This window comes from Longimicrobium sp. (assembly GCA_036389135.1).
Taxonomy (GTDB): domain Bacteria; phylum Gemmatimonadota; class Gemmatimonadetes; order Longimicrobiales; family Longimicrobiaceae; genus Longimicrobium.
In genome coordinates this window covers 89,617-108,561 of record DASVQP010000048.1, presented here as the reverse complement: position 1 = coordinate 108,561, position 18,945 = coordinate 89,617, and the positions used below count along the sequence as shown (strand labels likewise).

The following is an 18,945-nucleotide window of genomic DNA, read 5'->3' as shown; positions in this document are numbered from 1 at the left end:
CCGTAAAATAAAGGAGGAGAGGCACCTTGGCACCCCTCCTCCCCTGCCCGCTGCTGGCCGCTTTTACCTGCCGGCGCTCTTTATCTCCGGCTGGCCGTCGCGGGCTGCCTGCCGCGGGCCGCTTCGGCCGCGCGGAAGAGCGCCGCCTGCGTGGGCGAGGTCCTCGCCAGGCGCAGCGCCTCCTGCAGCACGCGGTCGGTGGCGTCGTTGCGCTGGGCCGCCACGCTCTCGCCGAAGCGCGCCCGCGCGATGGCGTTCACCAGGCGAAGGTCCACGTAGCGCTGCGCGGCGTCGTACTGGGCGCGCGTCACCCCGATCCCGGCGCGGGCGATCCGCTCGAAGAGGGTGTTGCGCATGGCCGGCGACACCTGGAAGTCGGGGGTGAGCCCCGGCGTGCTGCGGCCGTACTCCACCGCGTAGCGCAGCAGCTCGCTCTCCCACTTCCCCAGGTCCTTGGCCAGGGCGCGGAAGAAGTCCCGCTCCACCGCGGTGGCCGAGTCCTGCTTCAGCTCCAGGTCCGGCACGATGCCGCCGCCGCCGAACACCGTGCGCCCGCCATCCGTGCGGAAGGGCTGCCGCTTGGCCGTGTCCTGCAGCATCGGCGTTCCCGAGCGGCTCACCTCGGCCGTGTCCTCGGCGGCCAGGCCGTCCTCGTCCTCCTCGTGCTCCTTCTGGATGGAGCGCCCCACCGGAGTGTACCACTTGGCGGTGGTCATCTTGAGGAAGTTGCCCCCCGAGAGCGGGAAGAGCGACTGCACCGAGCCCTTGCCGTACGTGGGGCTCCCCACCACCAGCGCGCGGTCGTGGTCCTGCAGCGCGCCGGCCACGATCTCCGCGGCGCTGGCCGAGTACTCGTCCACCAGCACGACCACCGGCAGCTCGGGATACGACGCGTCGTCGCGGGCGCGGAAGGTCTCGCTCTCGCGCGGGTCGCGGGCGCGGGTCTCCACGATCGCCTGGCCGGACTTCAGGAAGAGGTCCGACACCGAGACGCCCTGGTTGAGGAGGCCGCCCGGGTTGTTGCGCAGGTCCAGCACCAGCGACTTCATCCCCTCGCCCTTGAGGCGGGTGATGGCCGCGCGGATCTCGTCGGTGGAGGTCTCCGCGAAGACGGTGAGGTTGACGTAGCCCACCCCCGGCGACGCCATGTACGCGTACGGCACCGACTTCACGTGGATCTCGTCGCGCACGATGCGAAAGGTGACCGGCTCGTCGACGCCCACGCGCAGCACCTTGATGGTGACGGGCGATCCCTTGGGACCGCGCAGCACCTTGACCGCCTTCTCGTCGCTCCACCCCTTCGCGTCCTGCCCGTCGATCTCGATCATGCGATCGCCCACGCGCACGCCGGCGCGCTCGGCCGGGGTGCCGGGAAGGACGCCCACCGCGGTGATGTAGTTGTCGCGCGGCGCGATCTGGATCCCCACCCCCGCGTACTCGCCGCTCGTGGCGAGGTGGAGCTGCGCGTACTCCTCGGCGGACATGAAGGTGGTGTGCGGGTCGCCCAGCTCCCGCAGCATCCCCTTGATGGCCTTCTGGTACAGCTCCGAAGCGGGCTGCGGGTCCACGTAGCGCGTCTGTACGTAGCGCACGACTTCGTCAAAGAGCTGCGCGCGCTGGAAGACGCTGTCCTCGCGGCTGCCCTGCTGCAGGAGCCAGCCGCCGGATACGAGTGCGACGCCCGCCACCAGCGCGGGGGCGACAATGGTGCGATGGAGCTTCATTCCGCCTCCGAAGAGCGGTGCGGGGAGGCCGCGGGGAAAGCGCGGCTGGTGCTGCTAGATTGTAAACCCGCCTGCCGGAAAGGTTTCCGGAAAGCGGGTGGCGAGCGCGGCCACCACTCTCGCGTGGACCTCGGCCGGCGGCGCTCCCGCGTCCACCCGCACGACTCCTGCCACGCGGCCTGCCATCTCGCGGTACGCGGCGGCCACGCGGGCGTGGAACTCGGCCCCGGCGCTTTCCATCCGGTCGGGGTCCATCCCGGCCGACCTCTGCCGCCGCGCGCCCTCCTCGGGGTCGAGCTCCAGGAGGATGGTGGCATGAGGAGATACGCCGCCGGTGGCGATCCGGTTGCATTCGGCGATCTCGTCGGCCGGCAGCCCGCGCCCGCCGCCCTGGTAGGCCAGGGTGGAGAGCTCGAACCGGTCCGCGATTACCACCCGCCCGCCTGCCAGCGCGGGGCGCACCACCTGGTCCACGAACGCCGCCCGCGCCGCCAGCATCAGGAACAGCTCGCTCCGCGCGGGCACGGCCAGCTCCAGGTCCGCGAGCACGGTGGCGCGCACCCTTTCGCCGAGCGGCGTGGACCCCGGCTCGCGCGCCACCACCGGCTCACGCCCCCGCGCCGCGAGCAGCTCGGAGAGCAGGCGGACCTGCGTGGTCTTGCCGGAGCCTTCCACCCCTTCGAAGGCAAGGAACAGGCCCCGCGGGTCCGTTGGTGCGGTCATGGTGGGTGGTGGGTCGTGGCTTTCGCGGCGAGTGAACTCGCGGCTACAACAGCACAAAGTCCGCCTGCGCGGACTCCGGGTCAGATGCCGGCGTGCACGAGCCGGCTTCAGCCGCCTTCCCGTGGTTCCAGCCGGGGGATTCATCCCCCGGTGTTGCGGCGCCGGGGCCTGCCAGGGTGCCCGCCGCCCCCTACCAACCCCGCCCCCCGAACCTGCGAAGGCAGGTTTCCCGCGGTTGTTGCAGCGGTTTCAACCGCCGGACCCGCTCGGTTGCCACCCATTGCCCAGCGCCCCGCCCCCCGCAACGCCAACGCGGCCCGGCGCCGTAAAGACACCGGGCCGCGTCGCGTGGAGTGGGTCAGCGGGCGAAGAGCGTCACCGAGACGGAGCCGCGCCAGAAAGGCTCCTCGAAGCCCGCCGCGTCGCCGCCACGGGTGCCGCGCTCCACCGCCGCGTCCAGCATCGCCGCGCCGCGGCCGAGGCGCGCGCCGATGCCGGCGGTAAGGGCGCGCTCGTCAGGGAAGGCCGAGTCCGCGCCGTCCCAGCGGAAGGGGAGGCGCGCCATGCGGGCACCCAGCCGCAGCGGAAGCGTCTGGCCCAGGAGGGTGAAGCCGTCGTACTCCAGCCCGCCCGCGAGGTTCAGCGCGTCGCGCGCGCCGCCGCGGTTGGTGATGTCGTCGTCGGCCGCGCCCCATCCCGCCCACCGGCCGGAGGCCGCAAGCAGCATGTTGCCCGTCACGCGGGCGCTGGCGCCCACGTCCAGGGTGACGGGAAGCGAGTAGTCCTTCTCCGCCACCGTCGAGTCGTTGGGGCTGGCGTTCAGCTTCCCGCCGCCCGACACGGCCGCCGCAAAGCTGAGCGCCTCCACCGGCATCCAGCGCATCCCCGCGGAGATGCCGGTGCCGGTGTAGGTGATCGTGGTGGCGCTGACGGCCGCGTTCAGCCCCTCCACGAAGCGCTGGCTGGTGTCGCGCACGGCTCCGGTAAAGGCGTCCACCGCCAGCCCCACCGCGAAACGCGGCCCGGCACGGTAGCCGATCCCGCCGCGGAAGCGCGCGATGGCGCCCTGCGAACGGAAGCGCTCCTCCACCGCGACGCGTCCCGTGCTCAGCGTGATCGTGTCGCTGCGGGTGGCGCGGTAGTTCTGGTCCAGGAACGCGCCGTACCCCGCCATCAGGGTGAAGCGGGGGCGCGGCTGGAAGACGGCCTGCACGGCGGGAAAACGCGCCGTGGTGCCGCTGGTGGCCTGCGTTCCCGCGGTGGCGTCGTACTGGTCCGGCTGGAAGGTCACCGAGATGGCGGCCGTGGCGAGCCCCACCGGCCCGGCGGGGTTCACCAGCGAGAAGGTGGCCTCCGGAAGGCCCAGCGCAACGCCGCCCAGCCCACGGGCGCGCGCGTCCACCGGCTCCAGGGGGTACCCCAGCCCGCGGGAGGAGAGCACCGACTGCGCCTGGGCGCCGCCCGCGTGTACGGCGAAGGCCAGGGCCGCGAGGGCCCCGAGGCGAAAGGCGCGGCTCATGGCAGCTCGCTCCGTACCGGCAGTGTGTAGACGATGCGAAGCCGCGGCTCCGGCAGGAAGGCCACGAGGCCAAAGGTGTCGTAGATCTGGCCGTTGGGGCGCACCGACGGGATCCCCACCAGCGGGCCGCCCAGCAGCGCGAAGTCCATGGGCACCGTGTCGCCGCGGGCCGCGCTGGTGGCGAAGGCGGTGATGTTCAGCTCCACCAGCGAGTCGGCCGGCGCGAATGCCGCCGCGCTCTGCGGCGCCAGGAAGCCGCTCTGGTTGGCGAACCTCACCCGTTCGTTGGGGTCCAGCACCGGCTGTCCCAGCGGAGCTCGCCGCCCCAGCTCCGGCTCGGTGATGGTGTAGATGGAGACGATCGCCGAGTCCAGCGGCGCGAATGCGGCCGAGACCGGAGAGCGGCGCAGCAGCAGCGACACGCGGTTGAGCTGCACGTCGCGCAGCGCCACGCGCTGGCACGACCCGCCGCCCGCGGCGCACCCGGTGACCGAGTCCGGCAGCTCGAAGTGGAAGAGCGAGCGCGCGGAGCGGATGCCGCCCGCCGCCAGCATCCCCGCCGGCTGCGGCGGCTCCGGGGTGAAGACGAAGGTGTTGGGCTGCGTCTCGATGGGGATCGTCGTCTGCACGACGGTGTCGCGGACCGCGTTGGAGGGGCGCACGCCCGCGCGGAGCGTGGGGATGGCGCGGATCTGCACCCGCGCCCCCGCCTGCGCGGCGCCCACCGTGAAGCCGAAGCCGGTGCTGTCGCGCAGCGCGGCGACGTCCGCCGAGTCCAGCGCGATCACCACCGAGTCGCCGGCGGCGCCCACCGTGTACTCCGCCTGCGCCAGGAGCGCGCCGCGCGTGCCCCCCGGCGTCCGCCACGGGGTGCGCACGCCGCCCGTGTCGGAGGCGAGCTCCCACGTCGCGGTGGTGGCGTCCCAATCCTGCGCCAGGCGGAAGACCTGGAGCGTCACCGGCCCGGCGGTGGAGAGCGCCGAGTCCACGCGCAGCACCAGCTCGCCGGAGACGAAGCGGGGGAGCGTGTCCGTGCGGTTGACGTTGTCCTGCGTAAAGGTCACCGAGCGCGGGAAGGCCGCCGCGCTGCGGTACAGCGCGTTGGCGCTCAGCTCGCCCGCGAAGCGGTTGGCGACCACCGAGTACACCACCCCGCTGGGGGCGCTGTAGCCGGTGAACACGCCCAGCGGCCGGAAGGCGGCGCCGGCCGGCACGATCACCTCTCGCGTGGGGCTGTTGCCGCCGAAGATCTCGGTGCCGGAAAGGGTGGGCGACTCGTCGTCGCATGCCGCGAGGCCCAGCACGAGCGCGGCGAGCAGGAAGGTCCTGCACGGGCCGATACGACGTAGCATCAGAGAGAACCGGAACGGTGTGTGTGCGGGCGGCCTCGGCCGCCCCGGGATTCAGGCACCCGCCGGCGCGCCCCGGTAGGTGCGCGGAAGGCGGAGCCCCAGCCCCGTGAGGATCTCGTAAGAAATGGTGCCGCAACGGGCGGCCACCTCGTCCACCCGGATCTCGCCGGGACCGTCGCTTCCGATGAGGGTGGCGACGTCGCCGGCGCGGACCTCGCCGGGCACCTCCGAAAGGTCCACCACCGTCATGTCCATGGAGATGCGGCCGACGATCGGCACGCGGCGCCCACGGACCAGCGCCTCCCCTCCCGCCGTCGCCAGGCGCCGGGGGAGCCCGTCGCCGTAGCCGATGGCCAGCGTTCCCCACCGCTCCTCGCGACGCGAGGTGTAGGTGGCGCCGTAGCCCACCGTGGTCCCCGCGGGGACCGCCCTGACCAGCCCGATCCGCGCGCGGAGCGATGCCACCGCCTCCGGGCGCGTGCCCGGCCCCGCCTCGCCGCCGTACATGAAGATGCCGGGGCGTACCACGTCGCCCCCGAAACCGGCGCGGCGCAGGGCCGCGGCGCTGTTGGAGGTGTGGACCACGTGCCGGTGCCCATCCGGAAGCCGGGCCAGCGCAGCCCGGAAGCGCCGCTCCTGCGCATCCGCGGAAGCGAGGTCGGCCTCGTCCGCGGAGTGGAAGTGCGTAAAACACCCCTCCCACTCCAAAAGGTCCCCTGCGGCCTCCGCCACCGCCCTTCCCCACTCCGCCGCCTCGCCCGCCGGAAAGCCGGCGCGACCCATCCCCGTGTCGATCTCGGTATGGAAGGCCAGGCGTGCTCCCGCGTTCCGCGCGGCATCCGCCCACCCGCGCACCGCGTCAACGTCCGAGAGCGCCAGGGTGAGACGGGCCCGTGCGGCGCGCGCGTACTCGCCCGGCGGCGTGGGGGCGGTCACCACCACCCGGCCCCGCCACCCGGTCTCGCGCAGCGCCTCCCCCTCGGCCACCGCGGCGACGCCGAAGCCCCACAGCGCCTCCGGCTCCAGCGACGCCATCAGGTGGCGCGCCACGGGGGCGAGCCCCAGCCCGTAGGCGTTGGCCTTCACCATGGGGAGGAGGGCGGCGCCACCCGCGGCCTCGCGCACGCGGCGGAGGTTGCGCAGAAGCGCGTCCAGGTCTACCTCCACCCAGGCGCGGGAAGTGTCGTGCTCGGCGTCCGTTGGCGGAATTGGCACAAATCGCGTAGTATAGGCCCCTTGTGACGACATCGCAACCCGACTTCCGCCCCGCCGCGCCCGACTCCGGCGGCGTCCTGGACCGTTCCCTGGAGCTGGTCCGCTTCCTTCGCGCCCACTGCCCGTGGGACGCCGAGCAGACGCCGCACTCCCTCCAGCGCTACCTGCTGGAGGAGGCCCACGAGGTGGCCGACGCCATCAACGCGGGCGACCCCGCCGCGCTGCGCGACGAGCTGGGCGACCTGCTGCTGAACGTGGCCTTCCAGGTGGTGATCGGCGAGGAACAGGGCGCCTTCAGCCGGGAGGAAGTGGTCGCCGGCCTGGAGCAAAAGATGCGCCGACGCCACCCTCACCTCTTCGGCCTGGGGGAGCGGGAGGAGTGGGCCGCGATCAAGGCCCGCGAGCGCGCCGGGCACCCGAAAGCCACGGGCCTCCTCAGCGCCCTCCCCTCGGGGATGGACCCGCTGCTGCGCGCCTTTCGCATGCAGGACCGCGTCGCCTCGGTGGGCTTCGACTGGCCGGACTGGCGCGGCGCGTGGGACAAGGTGCGCGAGGAGACGGACGAGGTTCGCGAGGCGCTGGAGTCCGGCGACGCGGACCACCTGGAGGACGAGCTGGGCGACCTGCTCTTCGCCATGGTGAACCTGGTGCGGCTGGCGGGCGCGCATCCCACGCCGGCCCTGGCGCGCGCCAACGCCAAGTTCGCCCGCCGCTTCGGCGCCATCGAAGCCCTCGCCCTCGAGCGCGGCGTCGTCCTCGGCGAAGCCACCCTCGAAGAGCTGGACGTGCTCTGGGACGAGGTCAAGCGCCGCGAACGAACAGCGGCCTCACACAGAGCCACAGAGGAAAACAACAAGAACTGAAAAGGCAGCTTCTTTTTCCTTTCTGTTCTCCTCCGTGTCTCTGTGTGAAACGTGCAGTTGCCGTACTACCCCTTGCGCCGGGAGCCGTCACGCGGCACCGTCCGGCAGGCGCAAGCGCGTTAACCATCCGTTTACACCGGCTCAGATGACTTCGGACCGCGGCGCATGAACCTGCGCACACGTTTCGTCCTTACCCTGCTGGCGATCACCACGGTGCTGCTCGTGCCGGCGGTGTCCGCGCTGTTCGGGCTGCGCGAGCTGCAGAACGTGGCCGCGCAGCTCCGCACGCGCGACACCGAGGCGACCCGCATCCTGGGGCGCATCCACACCGGGCTGGAGGAGCTGGACTACGCCCACAGCAACCACGTGGTGCTGTGGAACATCTCGCCGGATACGGCGCTCTACTGGCGCGCGCGAACCGACACCGCCACGCGCCGGCTGGAGGGGGAGATCCGCGGCCTGGGCGCGCGCCCGAGCGCCACGCCGGAGTACCGCGCCGCCACCGGCCGCGCCGCCCGCCAGTTCGAGCAGCTCCGCCGCGCCATCGCCGAAGAGCAGTCGCGCCTGCGCCGCGGCGTGGCGGACCCCAACACCGAATTCCGGCAGTCGGTGGTGGTTCCGGCGTTCGACGCGATGGAGCACTCGCTGGACCCCGTGGCCCAGGCCATCGACGCCGAGGGTGAGGAAAAAGTTCGCCGCGCGCAAGAAATTGCCGACCGCGCCGCCACCTCGACGCTGACCGCGCTGGCCGCTGCGCTGATCGCCACGCTCCTCCTGGGCGCCTGGCTCACGCGCGGCGTGCTGCGGCCGGTGAGCGAGCTGCGGGCGGGGATGGGGCACGTGGCCGAGGGCGACTTCACCCCCAACGTGCGCGTGCCCACGCACCGCCCGGACGAGATCGGCGAGCTGGCGCGCTCCTTCACCTCCATGGCCGAGCGGCTGGCGGAGCTGGACCGGCTCAAGGCCGAGTTCGTCTCCGTGGCCTCGCACGAGATCAAGACGCCGCTCAGCGTCATCCGCGGCTACGTGTCGCTCCTGGCGGACGGCATCTACGGCGAGGTCAACGAGACGCAGCGGAAGACGCTCCTGGCCGTAAACGACCAGACGGACCGCCTCACGCGCCTGGTGCACCGCCTGCTGGACATCAGCCGTTTCGAGGCGGGGGGCGGGCGGCTGGAGCTGCGGCGCATCAACGTGCGCGACTTCCTCCAGGAGCTGACCAGCGGCTTCCAGGTCCTCGCCTACCAGAACGGGATCGACTTCCCCGTGGAAGTGGCGGACGACGTTCCCGTCAACGTGGTGGGCGACGCGGACCGCCTCAACGAGGTGCTGGGCAACCTCCTCTCCAACGCCTTCAAGTTCACGCGGCGCGGCGGAAACATCCGGCTGGAGGCGCACCGTGACGGCGCCGGCATCCGCGTGACGGTCGCGGACACGGGCGTCGGCATCCCCGCGGACAAGCTCCCGCACATCTTCGAGAAGTTCTACCAGGTGGACAACGACGCCCAGCCGCGCTCGGTGGGTTCAGGGCTGGGGCTGGCGATCGCGCATGAGATCGTGGAGGCGCATGGGGGCACGATCAGTGCAGCGAGTGAGGAAGGAAAGGGCACCACTTTCACCGTGGTAATCCCCGAACGCCCACCGGCCGCCAAGGTCGGCGAGACGATTCCTCACGGCTGACCCCATGCGAACTGTCTGTGCAATCTTTTCCGTGCTCCTCCTGGGCGCCTGCGCCACGCTCCGGGGGGGCGGGCCGGACGCGGGCCACCGGGCGCGGCTGTGGGAGCAGGCGCACGCCGCGTACGCCCAGGACTCGTTCCGGGTTGCAGCCGCCGCGTTCCAGCGCCTCGCCAACGAGCATCCGCGCACGACGGAGGGGCACGAGTCGCGTTTCTACCTGGGGGTGCTGAGCCTGGAGCCGCGCAGCAGCGTGGATCTCACGCTCGCGCGCCAGCAGCTCCAGATGTACCTGGCCGACGACAGCGTGCAGGCGCTCCGCGGCTACCACCTGCGCGAGGCCGGCTCCCTGCTCCGCCTCGTCACCGAGCTGCAGCGCCCGTGCGACACGCGCGCGGGCGCCGTGGCGTGCGACCCCCGCGTGGTCACCCGCGTCGTGACCGAGCCTTCGCCCGGCGGCAGCGGCGAGAGCTCCGCCGCGGCCGCCGAGGCCGCCCGCCTCCGCCGCGAGGTAGCCGAGCGCGACCAGACGATCCGCGATCTGCGCGAGGAGCTGCAGCGAATCCGCAACACCCTCGCGCCACGTCGACAGCCAAGGTAAAAAGCCTCACACAGAGACACAGAGAGGGAACGGCAAGAACGGCAGAAGTAGTTCTCTGCGGCTTGCGGTTCCCTCTGTGTTCTCTGTGTGAGGCTTTTCTTATTTGGGGGTGCGCTCGATCTGCTTGCGGTGGTGGTCCAGGTGGATGGCGACGAAGCGGAGGGCCTTGATGGGCTCCAGCTTGCCGAAGTACGGATGGGTGAGGCCGGCGGAGCCCTGCTCGCGCGCGGCGGCGAGCTCGGCGGCGAAGCATTCGCCCAGCTCGCGGAGCGCCTGCAGCGCACCCTCGCGGTCGGCGCGCGGCTCGCCGGGGCGCATCTCGCGCGGCGAGGGGACGCGCAGGGGGATCGTGCGATGGAAGAGGATGTGGGGGAGGATGACGATGCGGACCATCTTCTTCCGCCATCCCGCCAGCTTCTCGCGCATCGGGCGCCCCTCGCGCAACTCGTCGAGGAGGGCCTCGTAGGCACGCGTCAGGTGCTCGGTGACCTGGGCGGGGGTCCACTTCCCTTCCCCCCACGGCAGCGTCCACGATGCGTGCGGCAGGGCCGAGGCCGAGTGCAGGTACGCGGCGAGGGCGACTTCGTGCTCGTCGGCGGCGGCGTCCCAGCGGGCCTGGCTTCGCGGCGACACACGGTGCGGCGTAGTCATCGCGGAGGGCCTCCAGGAGAAGGGATGGGGGTGCGGCGAGCGCCGCGGTGGGTGGGTCAGCGCGGCGGGTGCCGCAGCCAGCTTTCGATCCGCTCCAGCGGCTCGCTCAGCGTCCACCCGGCCGAGCGCCAGGCGCGAACGCGGGCGAGCAGTTCATCCACCGAAGTGTCGCCATGCCGGCCGGGTGCGAGGTAGGCGCCCGCCGGCCACTCCGTCGTGCTCAGCAGCCCGTCCGCGCCGGGGCGCTGGAGGAGGACCACGAAGCCCTCGGCGCCATCCGGGGAGGCGGCGTGGAAGGCGAGTGTGCCGCTCATCGCGCGGCGGCGGTGATGTCGGGGTCGCGCAGGATGATGGGGTCGTGGCCCACGCGCGCGCCCGGGACCACGCCGTCCACCGCCATGGCCGCGAAGAGGAGCGCCAGGTACAGCAGCGAGTTGCGGTACAGCGTCCACGCCGGCTTGGTAAAGTTGCCCGCGCGCATCACCCGCACCACGTCGCGCAGGAACCAGAGGCCCAGCACCGACGCGGACACGCCGTACACCAGCCCCAGCCCGCCGTAGGTGACCGGCGCCAGCGTGACGGGGATCATGATCAACGTGTAGAAGAGCATCTGGCGCATCGTCTCGCGCTCGCCCCACACGTTCGGCGCCATGGGGACGCCCACGCGGCCGTAATCCTTTTGCTTCACCAGCGCCAGCGCCCAGAAGTGCGGCGGGGTCCAGAAGAAGACGATCAGGAAGAGGTACGCGGCCGTCAGCGACACCTCGCCCGTGGCGGCGGCCCAGCCCACCAGCGGCGGAAAGGCGCCCGCGGCCCCGCCGATCACGATGTTCTGCGGCGAGGTGCGCTTGAGCCAGCGGGTGTAGATGAAGACGTAGTAGAGGAGCCCCGCCAGCGCCAGCCACGCGCTCAGCAGGTTCACGCGCAGCGCGAACGTCGCGAACGCCGCGGCGCCCAGCGTGACGCCGAAGCCCAGCACGTGCCCCGGCGACATCCGCCCGCTGGGGATGGGGCGCAGCTTGGTGCGCGGCATGTGCGCGTCGATGTCGCGATCGATGAACATGTTGATCGCGTTGGCGCCACCCGCCATCAGGTAGCCCCCCAGCATCGTCCACAGCACGACGGACAGCGACGGCCAGCCGCGCAGCGCGATGAACATGGGCGTGACGGTGGTCACCAGGAGCAGCGAGATGATGCGCGGCTTGGTGAGCGTCACGTAGTCGCGCAGAAGCTGGCGCACGCCCGCGCCGCCGCGCCGCTCCGCCTCGATCCCGGCGCGCTGCGTGGCGGTGGTCATTCCGGCGTCCGGGTGTGCCTCCGCGGGGGCGGCCGTCACGGCTGGAAGAGTATCGTGCATCAGCTACGGGCTCGGCGCCCCGTGGGAGGCGTCGTTCGTTGGGGCCGCGCGCGCCGGTCTGGCGGGCGCGGACGAGCGCAAATATACACGCCGCACCCACGTGCGCCACCCCAGCACCCCCGCGTGTGGAGGCCTCCCGACCGCCTCGTGGGGCATTCCCCCACACGCTTTGCACGCCGCCGAACCCGTGCTTGCGCAAACACTTGCGCGGTGGCGCGGCAGGGGTGTACCGTTGGGCTTCCACCTGTGCCAGGGCCCGTCCGAATGAGACCGCTGTTCCGCTCCACCTCCGGTTTCGCCCGCTACGCGTGGGGCGTGCTGGCCTTCAACGTCGCCGTGGTGCTGTGGGGCGCGGTCGTGCGCGCCACCAACTCCGGCGCCGGCTGCGGCCGCCACTGGCCCGTCTGCAACGGCGAGGTGATGCCGGAGCTCGCCTCCAACGAGCTCCTCATCGAGCTCACCCACCGCGCCACCAGCGGCCTCGCGCTGCTGCTGGTGGTGGCGATGGCGTTGTGGGCGTGGCGCGCCTTCCCCGCCGGGCACCGGGTGCGGCGGGGCGCGGCGCTCTCCACCGCGCTGATCTTCGTGGAGGCACTGCTCGGGGCCGGGCTGGTGCTCTTTGAGTTGGTGGCGGGCGACAAGTCCGCCTTCCGCGCGTTCTCGATGGCCGCGCACTTGGTCAACACCTTCCTCCTGCTGGGCGCCCTCACGCTGACCGGCTGGTGGGCCTCGGGCGGCGGCGAGGTGCGGGTGCGCGGCCGGGGCCCGCTCGGTGCCGTCCTGCTCACGGCCCTCGGCGCCACGATCCTGGTGGGCGCCACCGGCGCGGTCACGGCACTCGGCGACACGCTCTTCCCCAAGACCACCGTTGGCTTCGAGCTCTCCTCGACGGCCCACTTCCTGGAGCGGCTGCGCATCGTGCACCCTCTCCTGGCGATCGCCACCAGCGTGTACATCACCGTCGTCGCCTGGATGGTGCGCCGCGCCCGCCCCAGCCCCGCCACGCAACGCCTCGCCACCCTCCTGACCGCGCTGTTTGCGGTGCAGGTGGCGGCCGGCGTCATCAACATCGTCCTGCGGGTGCCGCTCTGGATGCAGCTCACCCACCTTTTCCTGGCCGACTGCGTCTGGATCGCCCTCGTGCTCACCACCGCCTCCGCCCTGGAGGAGCACCCCGCCGAAGCGCCGAGCGAAACGGCCTTCCCCGCCTCACCGCGCGCCGCCGCGGTGTAGGCCCTCTCCCCGCTCGTTCCTCGCTGCCCCTCCCCCAAACTGCGGGGGAGGGGCGTATGCGTGCATCTGCTAGTAGCACCAGATGTCGTAGGGGCACGATTCATCGCGCCGGTGGCCGCGAAGCCGACGCCTCTCCTGGAGTGCAGCCCCTCGGGGGGTGAGGGCCCACCCGGGCTTGCCTCTTGCACACCGCCCGCCGCTCGACCGCAGCACGATGTCCCGAAGCAGGAGGTCCGGACGTGGCGAAGATGGGCGAGCCGCGCAGCGCCGAAGGCGGCGCCGCGCGTACGAATGTCGGAAAGAACGAGCGCATCCTCTCGGTGCTGGGCGGGGGCGCGCTGGCCGCGCTCGGCCTGCGCAGAAAGGGCGTGCAGGGCACCATCCTCGGCCTCGCCGGCGCGACGCTGGTGCACCGCGGTGTGACGGGCTACTGCCAGGTGTACGGCGCCCTGGGCATCGACCGCTCGCACGAGACCACGCGCCCCGACAAGCCCGATCCCGACGCCGGGTTCCGCGGCTCGGCGCGCACGGCCATCCAGCGGCCGGCGCGCGAGCTGTACGACTTCTGGCGCGATTTCACCACCGCGCCGCGCTTCCGCGACGCCATCACGCGCGTGGAGATCCTGGACGAGAGCACCTCGCGCTGGACCGCAGCGGGACCGATGGGCCGCTCCTTCCAGTGGACCTCGCGGCTGACGGAGGACCGTCCGGGCGAGTACATCGCGTGGGAGTCGATCGAACCGTCAGACATCCCCAACCGCGGCTCGGTGCGCTTCACCCCGTTCGGCGACGGCACGCAGGCGGAGGTGCACTACGCGGTGGAGATTGACGCGCCGGGCGGCGTGGTGGGCCAGGCGATCCTGGGCCTCTTCCACAGCATGCCGCAGGCGATGCTGGAGGACGATCTGCGCCGCTTCCGCGAGCTGATGGAAGCCGGGGCGCCGGCGCGGCGCGAGCTCCAGTAACCGATAACACCATCACACAGAGGGCACAGAGGGAACTGCAAGGCACGGAGTAGCCTTTTCTGTTCTCGTTGTGCCCTCTGTGTCTCTGTGCGAGGCGAACTTTACGATGGCCGAATACACACTGGTTGCCGACAAGACGGGGGAGCTCCGCATGGATGCGGCGGCGAAGGCGGAGCGGTACGGGATCGTCACGGAGCAGGTCCGCGCGACGCTGGAGGGCGAGCGGGACCTGCTGGCGGGGATGGTTTCGATCGTGTGCCTCCTCCACAACGCCTTCCCGTACTACTTCTGGACCGGCTTCTACCGGCGCGTCGCGGAGCGGATGCTGCTGGTGGGGCCGTACCAGGGGACGATGGGATGCCTCTGGATTCCATTCGAGCGCGGGGTGTGCGGCGCCGCGGCGCGCGAGGGAAGGACGCTGATCGTGGAGGACGTGAACGCGTTCCCCGGCCACATCGCCTGCGACTCCGCCTCGATGTCCGAGATCGTGGTGCCGGTGTGGGACACGCAGGACCGCCTGATCGCGGTGCTCGACGTCGACAGCACCATCCCGGCCGCCTTCGACGAGGTGGACCACGAGCACCTGGAGGCGATCGTCGCCCTGCTGCGCGATAAGGAGGCGCTGCCGGTGGTCACAGCGTGAGCAGCGAGATCACCGTCAGCGCCGCGATCGTCCCGACGAGGATGGAGCCGTAGCACACGACCACGGCGGCATACTTGAGGATCGTCTTCGGCCACCCCTGCCCGTACGCCACCTTCATCGCCCACAGCAGATAGCCCAGCAGGATCAGCCCGATGACGCGGTTGCGCCCCGGCAGCGTGTACGGGAACATCAGCCCCGCTGCCGCGGCAAGGAAGGCGAACGACTGCACGTGAAGGGCGAAGACCAGGTGCTCCACGTACAGCTTCCGCCGCCGCAGGTAGAGGAGGTGCAGGACGGCGGCGAAGGCGGGGACCAGGAAGAAGGTGGCGCGCGGCGCGTTGCGGTTGAAACTCTCCATCTGCACGCGCAGAGACTCCAGCGCAGTCATCGCGTTCAGCTTGTCCTGCTGGCGGAGAATGCGGCGGGCCAGCGGGCGCATCCAGCCGGGCGCAACCAGGGTGTCGAGGCCGACGTTGATGTTCTTGGGCCTCTCGCCCGGGTGCTTCGCCTCCCACTCGCGGAGCGCCGGCGCCGCGTCGCGCCAGATGCGGTTGGCGTCGGTGATGCTGGAGAGCGCCACGAAGAAGACGACGCTGGAGACCAGGTACAGGCGAAAGGGCGGCAGGTAGCGCGCGATCCGGCCCGCCACGTACTCGCGTGTGAGCAGGCCCGGGCGGAAGAAGAGCGCTCCCAACGTGCGCGGAAGGGCGGCGTTGAGGGCGAGCTGGTCCTCCAGCGTGTCGCTGAGCATGCGGCGGACGGAGACTAGCCGCTCCGCGTTGCGCTGTCCGCAGCTCGGGCAGAAGCGGTCGTCCACCCACGTGCCGCAGTTGGGGCACTCCCGGGCGGGAACGGCGCGCGGGCCGGGCGGGCTCGCCTCGGGTGCGACGGGAGCGGTCAGCTCTGCATGAGCTGGGGGCGTTTCTTGATGCTTGGAATTTGGCGCCACGAAGTTGTTACTCAGATCCCGAACCGTGCCAGGAGCCTGAAATCGCGATCGTACACCTCTACTACGTCGTCATGCCGGAGCATAGCTCGGCCCGGCGGCACGGGAGGGGGCGTGAGTGTCACGAAGTACCGGTCCACGGAGCGGTAGAACGCGAACGTATAGCGCCCGCGAACCCGGTCGGACTGCGCTTCCACCAACTTCCAGAGTGCGCCGCAGACCGTACCGTCGCTCTCGGTGCGCAATGGCTTCACGGAATCGCGAGATGCACTCCCCATGTCGACATTCGACTGCGCCAGGTTGGGAAGGGAAAGCAGATTCCGGACGCGACGCTCGGACTGCTGAGTGGTGGGCGGGCAGGCGCGCTGCGCCGATGTGGGCATCGGCGCGAGGAAGCACGAGATGAGGAGCAGCGCCGCGACGAGGAATGTTCTCATGTGATCGACCGGGAATCGGGAGGCGTCGCACTGCCGCACAACGCGGATGCCGGACTCGTGCCATGCGGGCGCGGGCACGATGCCTGCGCAGGGGCGCCGCACCTTTTCGCAAGCTCCGCCGCCGTCCACGATCTCGACGGCGCCGGGGCGGGCCCCTGATGGGAGACAGACGATGGGCGACACCAGCGTGATGAAGGTCAGCTCCGCGAGCTCGCCGACCGGCGAGCACGGCCAGAAGTACCTCGCAACCGGCGTCACCCTCTCCATGCGCCTGTGGGAGAACGCGCCGCCGGAGGACGACAAGGAGCCGGTGGCCCGCGATTACGAGGTGGTGGGCTTCGTCATCAGCGGGCGCGCGGAGCTGCACACGGAGGGGCAGATGCTCATCCTGGAGCCCGGCGACTCGTGGACGGTGCCGCGCGGCGCCACGCACACCTACCGCATCCTGGAGCCGTTCACGGCCGTGGAGGCGACGCACCCGCCGTTTCAGGTGCACGGGCGCGACGCGGGGTAGGAACCAACAGTGCTAAGTGCTAAGTGCTAAGTGCTAAGTGAACTACGCTTTTTAGCACCTAGCACTTAGCACTTAGGACTTCTTTCCCTTCGCGCTTTGCGGCGGGCGGATGTATCTTCCGCGCCGACCCGCACCCCGCGCGCCGCCATGACCGATCCGCCCGCGACGCCCGGAGCGCGCATCCTGCGCGCGCTCCTCCGCGTCCCGCTCTTCTACAAGATCCTCATCGCCAACGCGGCGCTGGTGCTCCTTGGCGCGGTGCTGGGGAGCACGCTGACGGCGGCGTACGTGCGCGCCAAGCCCGGCGGCTCCATCCTGGACCTGGCGAGCGCCTTCGCCCTGGCCGGCGTGGGGGCCACCGTGCTGGTGAACGCCGTCATCCTGCGCCTCGCACTGCAGCCGCTGGAGCTGCTGGAGCGCAGCGCGGCGCGCGTGCAGGCCGGCGACCTGGACGCGCGCGCCCCCGTCTCCCCCATGGCGGACCGCGAGCTGGAGCAGCTCACCCGCACCTTCAATGGCTCCCTCGACGCCGCCGCGGCCTACCGCGCCCGGCTGCGCGAGGTGGCGGCGCGCGCCCTGTACGCGGCCGAGGAGGAGCGGAAGCGTATCGCCCGCGAGCTGCACGACGAGACGGCGCAACTCCTGGCCGCGCTCCTCATCCGCATCCGCGTGCTGCGCAACGCCGATCCCGAGGCGCTGGAACGGCTGCTGGACGACATGCGGCGCGAGATCGGGGCGGCGCTGGAAGGGGTGCGCCGCTTCGCCCGCGGGCTGCGGCCACCCGCGCTCGACGAGCTGGGGCTGGTCCCCGCCATCGAGTCGCACGTCCGTTCCGTGTCCGAGATCGCGGGGGTGCGCGTGCGGCTGGAGGCGGAGCCGGTGGACGGCGCGCTGACGCCCGAAGGCGAGCTTGCGGTGTACAGGATCGTGCAGGAAGCGCTCTCCAACGTCGTGCGCCACGCCGCCGCCACCCGCGCCACCGTGCGGCTGCGGCGGGAGGAGGACCAGCTGGTGGTGACGGTGGAGGACGACGGGCGCGGCTTCGACGCGGCGCGGGTCAGGAGCGCGGACTCGGGAGGGCTGGGACTCTTCGGGATGAGCGAGCGCGCGGCCTACCTGGGCGGGCGCGTGGAGGTGAAGAGCACCCCCGGCGCCGGGACGCGCGTTTGCGCCGAGATCCCGCTGGCCGAGGTGCGCGCGTGACGGATGCAGCCGCTTGGCGACGCCGTTATATTCCCGCATCGCGAATGGACGCGGTGCACACTTCCATGGAGGACGGATGAGCGCGGATGGGAAGATCGAGAACGTGGTGATCGTCGGATCGGGCCCCGCGGCCTGGACGGCCGCCCTGTACGCAGCACGCGCCAACCTGGATCCCCTGGTGATCGAGGGGGAGCCCTCGCCCACGATGATCCCGGGCGGGCAGCTCATGTACACCACCGAGATCGAGAACTTCCCCGGCTTCCCAGACGGGCTGCAGGCGCAGGAGCTGATGGAGCGGATGAAGGCGCAGGCCGTCCGCTTCGGCACGCGCGTAATCGGCGAGAACGTGGCCTCGGTCGACCTCACCGGGCATCCGTTCGTGCTGCGGCTCACCTGGTCCGGCGAGGTGCACGCGCGCTCCGTGATCATCTCCACCGGCGCGCGCGCCAACTGGCTGGGGCTTCCCAACGAGATGCGGCTCGCGCAGTCGGGCGGCGGCGTCTCCGCATGCGCGGTGTGCGATGGAGCCCTCCCCGCCTTTCGCAACCAGCGCCTGGTGGTGGTCGGCGGCGGCGACACGGCGATGGAGGAGGCCAACTACCTCACCAAGTTCGCCAGCGAGGTGGTGATCGTGCACCGGCGCGACTCGTTCCGCGCATCGCAGGTGATGGCGAAGCGCGCGCTGGAGAACCCCAAGATCAGCGTGCGCTGGAACACCGCCGTGACCGACGTGCTGGGGGACGAGTTCGTGACCGGCGTGCGCCTCAAGTCGCTCACCACGGGCGCGGAGGAGGACTTCGAGTGCGGCGGCCTGTTCGTGGCGATCGGCCACACGCCGAACACGTCGTTCCTGGAAGGTGCGCTGGACCTCACGGAGCATGGCTACGTGAAGACGCCGCACGCCTGGCGCACGCGCACCAGCGTCAACGGCGTCTTCGCCGCGGGCGACGTGATGGACGACTACTTCCGCCAGGCCATCACCGCCGCCGGCACCGGGTGCATGGCCGCGCTTGAGGCGGAGCGCTGGCTCGCCCTGCACGACGGCATCGGCCAGGACCCGGTGCTGGAGACCGCCGAAAGCTCGATTGCGCAGGCGGATCGCGGCGGGATCGCGGTGGACTGAAGGGACCCCCTCCCCCGCTCGTGAACTCGCGGCCCCTCCCCCAATAACTACCTGGGGGAGGGACGGTTGCGTGCATCGCTGCGTGGCGCACAGATCGGACACGGGCAAGATTCATCGCGCGTGTCTGACCTCCGCTCCGCTACGCGGGAGTAACCGGCCGGATTACGCGGGTACGGGCCAATTTGCCGACCTGTTTGTC

General features: G+C 71.4%; 19 protein-coding genes. 9 read left to right on the top strand and 10 right to left on the bottom strand.

Features of this window, described 5'->3' with window-relative positions:
- Positions 1-80 precede the first annotated feature (80 nt).
- The 5 genes from VF584_11935 to alr form a co-directional block, all read right to left on the bottom strand.
- Complete coding sequence (locus tag VF584_11935) at positions 81-1,724, bottom strand: S41 family peptidase (protein ID HEX8210877.1); 1,644 nt, start codon at positions 1,722-1,724, stop codon at positions 81-83.
- Positions 1,725-1,778: 54 nt separating this feature from the next.
- Positions 1,779-2,447 carry a dTMP kinase gene (gene tmk / locus VF584_11930; protein HEX8210876.1) on the bottom strand — a complete coding sequence of 223 codons (669 nt, stop codon included), beginning with the start codon at positions 2,445-2,447 and terminating at the stop codon, positions 1,779-1,781.
- Between the two features lie 358 nt (positions 2,448-2,805).
- On the bottom strand, positions 2,806-3,966 hold the full coding sequence (locus VF584_11925; GenBank protein ID HEX8210875.1) for a hypothetical protein: 1,161 nt from the start codon (positions 3,964-3,966) through the stop codon (positions 2,806-2,808).
- Positions 3,963-5,318: a hypothetical protein gene (locus tag VF584_11920; GenBank protein HEX8210874.1), complete on the bottom strand. Its 1,356-nt coding sequence runs from the start codon at positions 5,316-5,318 to the stop codon at positions 3,963-3,965. The genes VF584_11925 and VF584_11920 overlap by 4 nt, the downstream gene beginning before the upstream one ends.
- Before the next feature lie 51 nt (positions 5,319-5,369).
- Complete coding sequence (gene alr / locus VF584_11915; GenBank protein ID HEX8210873.1) at positions 5,370-6,533, bottom strand: alanine racemase; 1,164 nt, start codon at positions 6,531-6,533, stop codon at positions 5,370-5,372.
- 23 nt (positions 6,534-6,556) lie between these two features.
- Between alr and mazG the strand changes: the two genes are divergently transcribed.
- The 3 genes from mazG (at position 6,557) to VF584_11900 (ending at position 9,674) form a co-directional block, all read left to right on the top strand.
- Entirely contained in the window at positions 6,557-7,396 is an 840-nt protein-coding gene (gene mazG / locus VF584_11910) for a nucleoside triphosphate pyrophosphohydrolase (protein HEX8210872.1), read from the top strand.
- Between the two features lie 165 nt (positions 7,397-7,561).
- Positions 7,562-9,076 carry a HAMP domain-containing sensor histidine kinase gene (locus tag VF584_11905; protein ID HEX8210871.1) on the top strand — a complete coding sequence of 505 codons (1,515 nt, stop codon included), beginning with the start codon at positions 7,562-7,564 and terminating at the stop codon, positions 9,074-9,076.
- A gap of 4 nt (positions 9,077-9,080) precedes the next feature.
- Positions 9,081-9,674, top strand: a complete 594-nt coding sequence (locus tag VF584_11900; protein HEX8210870.1) for a hypothetical protein — start codon at positions 9,081-9,083, stop codon at positions 9,672-9,674.
- Between the two features lie 99 nt (positions 9,675-9,773).
- On the opposite strand, the gene VF584_11895 is transcribed toward VF584_11900, so the two are convergent.
- Genes VF584_11895 through VF584_11885 form a run of 3 tightly spaced genes read right to left on the bottom strand, consistent with a single transcriptional unit; the run spans position 9,774 to position 11,682 of the window.
- The gene (locus VF584_11895; protein HEX8210869.1) at positions 9,774-10,325 is read right to left on the bottom strand and encodes a DinB family protein; all 552 of its coding nucleotides are present in this window, start codon (positions 10,323-10,325) and stop codon (positions 9,774-9,776) included.
- Positions 10,326-10,381: 56 nt separating this feature from the next.
- Positions 10,382-10,639, bottom strand: coding sequence for a hypothetical protein (locus VF584_11890; protein HEX8210868.1), 258 nt, complete (start codon positions 10,637-10,639; stop codon positions 10,382-10,384).
- A complete protein-coding gene (locus tag VF584_11885; protein ID HEX8210867.1) occupies positions 10,636-11,682 on the bottom strand; it encodes a heme o synthase in 1,047 nt (348 codons plus the stop codon). Before VF584_11885 ends, VF584_11890 begins: the two co-directional genes overlap by 4 nt.
- 264 nt (positions 11,683-11,946) lie before the next feature.
- On the opposite strand from VF584_11885, the gene VF584_11880 reads away from it, so the two are divergent.
- The 3 genes from VF584_11880 to VF584_11870 all read left to right on the top strand — a co-directional run bounded on the left by VF584_11880 (position 11,947) and on the right by VF584_11870 (position 14,523).
- Positions 11,947-12,915 (top strand): COX15/CtaA family protein, encoded by a 969-nt coding sequence (locus VF584_11880; protein ID HEX8210866.1) that lies wholly within the window; start codon positions 11,947-11,949, stop codon positions 12,913-12,915.
- A 248-nt stretch (positions 12,916-13,163) separates the two neighbouring features.
- Positions 13,164-13,880: an SRPBCC family protein gene (locus tag VF584_11875; GenBank protein HEX8210865.1), complete on the top strand. Its 717-nt coding sequence runs from the start codon at positions 13,164-13,166 to the stop codon at positions 13,878-13,880.
- Positions 13,881-13,986: 106 nt separating this feature from the next.
- Positions 13,987-14,523 (top strand): GAF domain-containing protein, encoded by a 537-nt coding sequence (locus tag VF584_11870; protein ID HEX8210864.1) that lies wholly within the window; start codon positions 13,987-13,989, stop codon positions 14,521-14,523.
- On the opposite strand, the gene VF584_11865 is transcribed toward VF584_11870, so the two are convergent.
- Positions 14,513-15,340 carry a DUF3667 domain-containing protein gene (locus VF584_11865; GenBank protein HEX8210863.1) on the bottom strand — a complete coding sequence of 276 codons (828 nt, stop codon included), beginning with the start codon at positions 15,338-15,340 and terminating at the stop codon, positions 14,513-14,515. The genes VF584_11870 and VF584_11865 overlap by 11 nt on opposite strands.
- Before the next feature lie 143 nt (positions 15,341-15,483).
- Complete coding sequence (locus VF584_11860; protein HEX8210862.1) at positions 15,484-16,089, bottom strand: hypothetical protein; 606 nt, start codon at positions 16,087-16,089, stop codon at positions 15,484-15,486.
- Here VF584_11860 and VF584_11855 point away from each other — a divergent pair.
- The 3 genes from VF584_11855 (at position 16,079) to trxB (ending at position 18,746) form a co-directional block, all read left to right on the top strand.
- Positions 16,079-16,420, top strand: coding sequence for a cupin domain-containing protein (locus VF584_11855; GenBank protein ID HEX8210861.1), 342 nt, complete (start codon positions 16,079-16,081; stop codon positions 16,418-16,420). The two genes, VF584_11860 and VF584_11855, sit on opposite strands and share 11 nt — an antisense overlap.
- Before the next feature lie 147 nt (positions 16,421-16,567).
- A complete protein-coding gene (locus VF584_11850; protein HEX8210860.1) occupies positions 16,568-17,623 on the top strand; it encodes an ATP-binding protein in 1,056 nt (351 codons plus the stop codon).
- Between the two features lie 76 nt (positions 17,624-17,699).
- Positions 17,700-18,746, top strand: a complete 1,047-nt coding sequence (gene trxB, locus VF584_11845; GenBank protein ID HEX8210859.1) for a thioredoxin-disulfide reductase — start codon at positions 17,700-17,702, stop codon at positions 18,744-18,746.
- Positions 18,747-18,945: the final 199 nt, after the last annotated feature.

Excerpts from the sequence above, each read along its gene's own strand:
- VF584_11935 (HEX8210877.1), bottom strand. The coding sequence starts at position 1,724 with ATGAAGCTCCATCGCACCATTGTCGCCCCCGCGCTGGTGGCGGGCGTC.
- tmk (HEX8210876.1), bottom strand. The coding sequence starts at position 2,447 with ATGACCGCACCAACGGACCCGCGGGGCCTGTTCCTTGCCTTCGAAGGG.
- VF584_11925 (HEX8210875.1), bottom strand. The coding sequence starts at position 3,966 with ATGAGCCGCGCCTTTCGCCTCGGGGCCCTCGCGGCCCTGGCCTTCGCC.
- VF584_11920 (HEX8210874.1), bottom strand. The coding sequence starts at position 5,318 with ATGCTACGTCGTATCGGCCCGTGCAGGACCTTCCTGCTCGCCGCGCTC.
- VF584_11905 (HEX8210871.1), top strand. The coding sequence starts at position 7,562 with ATGAACCTGCGCACACGTTTCGTCCTTACCCTGCTGGCGATCACCACG.
- VF584_11900 (HEX8210870.1), top strand. The coding sequence starts at position 9,081 with ATGCGAACTGTCTGTGCAATCTTTTCCGTGCTCCTCCTGGGCGCCTGC.
- VF584_11895 (HEX8210869.1), bottom strand. The coding sequence starts at position 10,325 with ATGACTACGCCGCACCGTGTGTCGCCGCGAAGCCAGGCCCGCTGGGAC.
- VF584_11890 (HEX8210868.1), bottom strand. The coding sequence starts at position 10,639 with ATGAGCGGCACACTCGCCTTCCACGCCGCCTCCCCGGATGGCGCCGAG.
- VF584_11885 (HEX8210867.1), bottom strand. The coding sequence starts at position 11,682 with ATGCACGATACTCTTCCAGCCGTGACGGCCGCCCCCGCGGAGGCACAC.
- VF584_11880 (HEX8210866.1), top strand. The coding sequence starts at position 11,947 with ATGAGACCGCTGTTCCGCTCCACCTCCGGTTTCGCCCGCTACGCGTGG.
- VF584_11875 (HEX8210865.1), top strand. The coding sequence starts at position 13,164 with ATGGGCGAGCCGCGCAGCGCCGAAGGCGGCGCCGCGCGTACGAATGTC.
- VF584_11870 (HEX8210864.1), top strand. The coding sequence starts at position 13,987 with ATGGCCGAATACACACTGGTTGCCGACAAGACGGGGGAGCTCCGCATG.
- VF584_11855 (HEX8210861.1), top strand. The coding sequence starts at position 16,079 with ATGGGCGACACCAGCGTGATGAAGGTCAGCTCCGCGAGCTCGCCGACC.
- VF584_11850 (HEX8210860.1), top strand. The coding sequence starts at position 16,568 with ATGACCGATCCGCCCGCGACGCCCGGAGCGCGCATCCTGCGCGCGCTC.
- trxB (HEX8210859.1), top strand. The coding sequence starts at position 17,700 with ATGAGCGCGGATGGGAAGATCGAGAACGTGGTGATCGTCGGATCGGGC.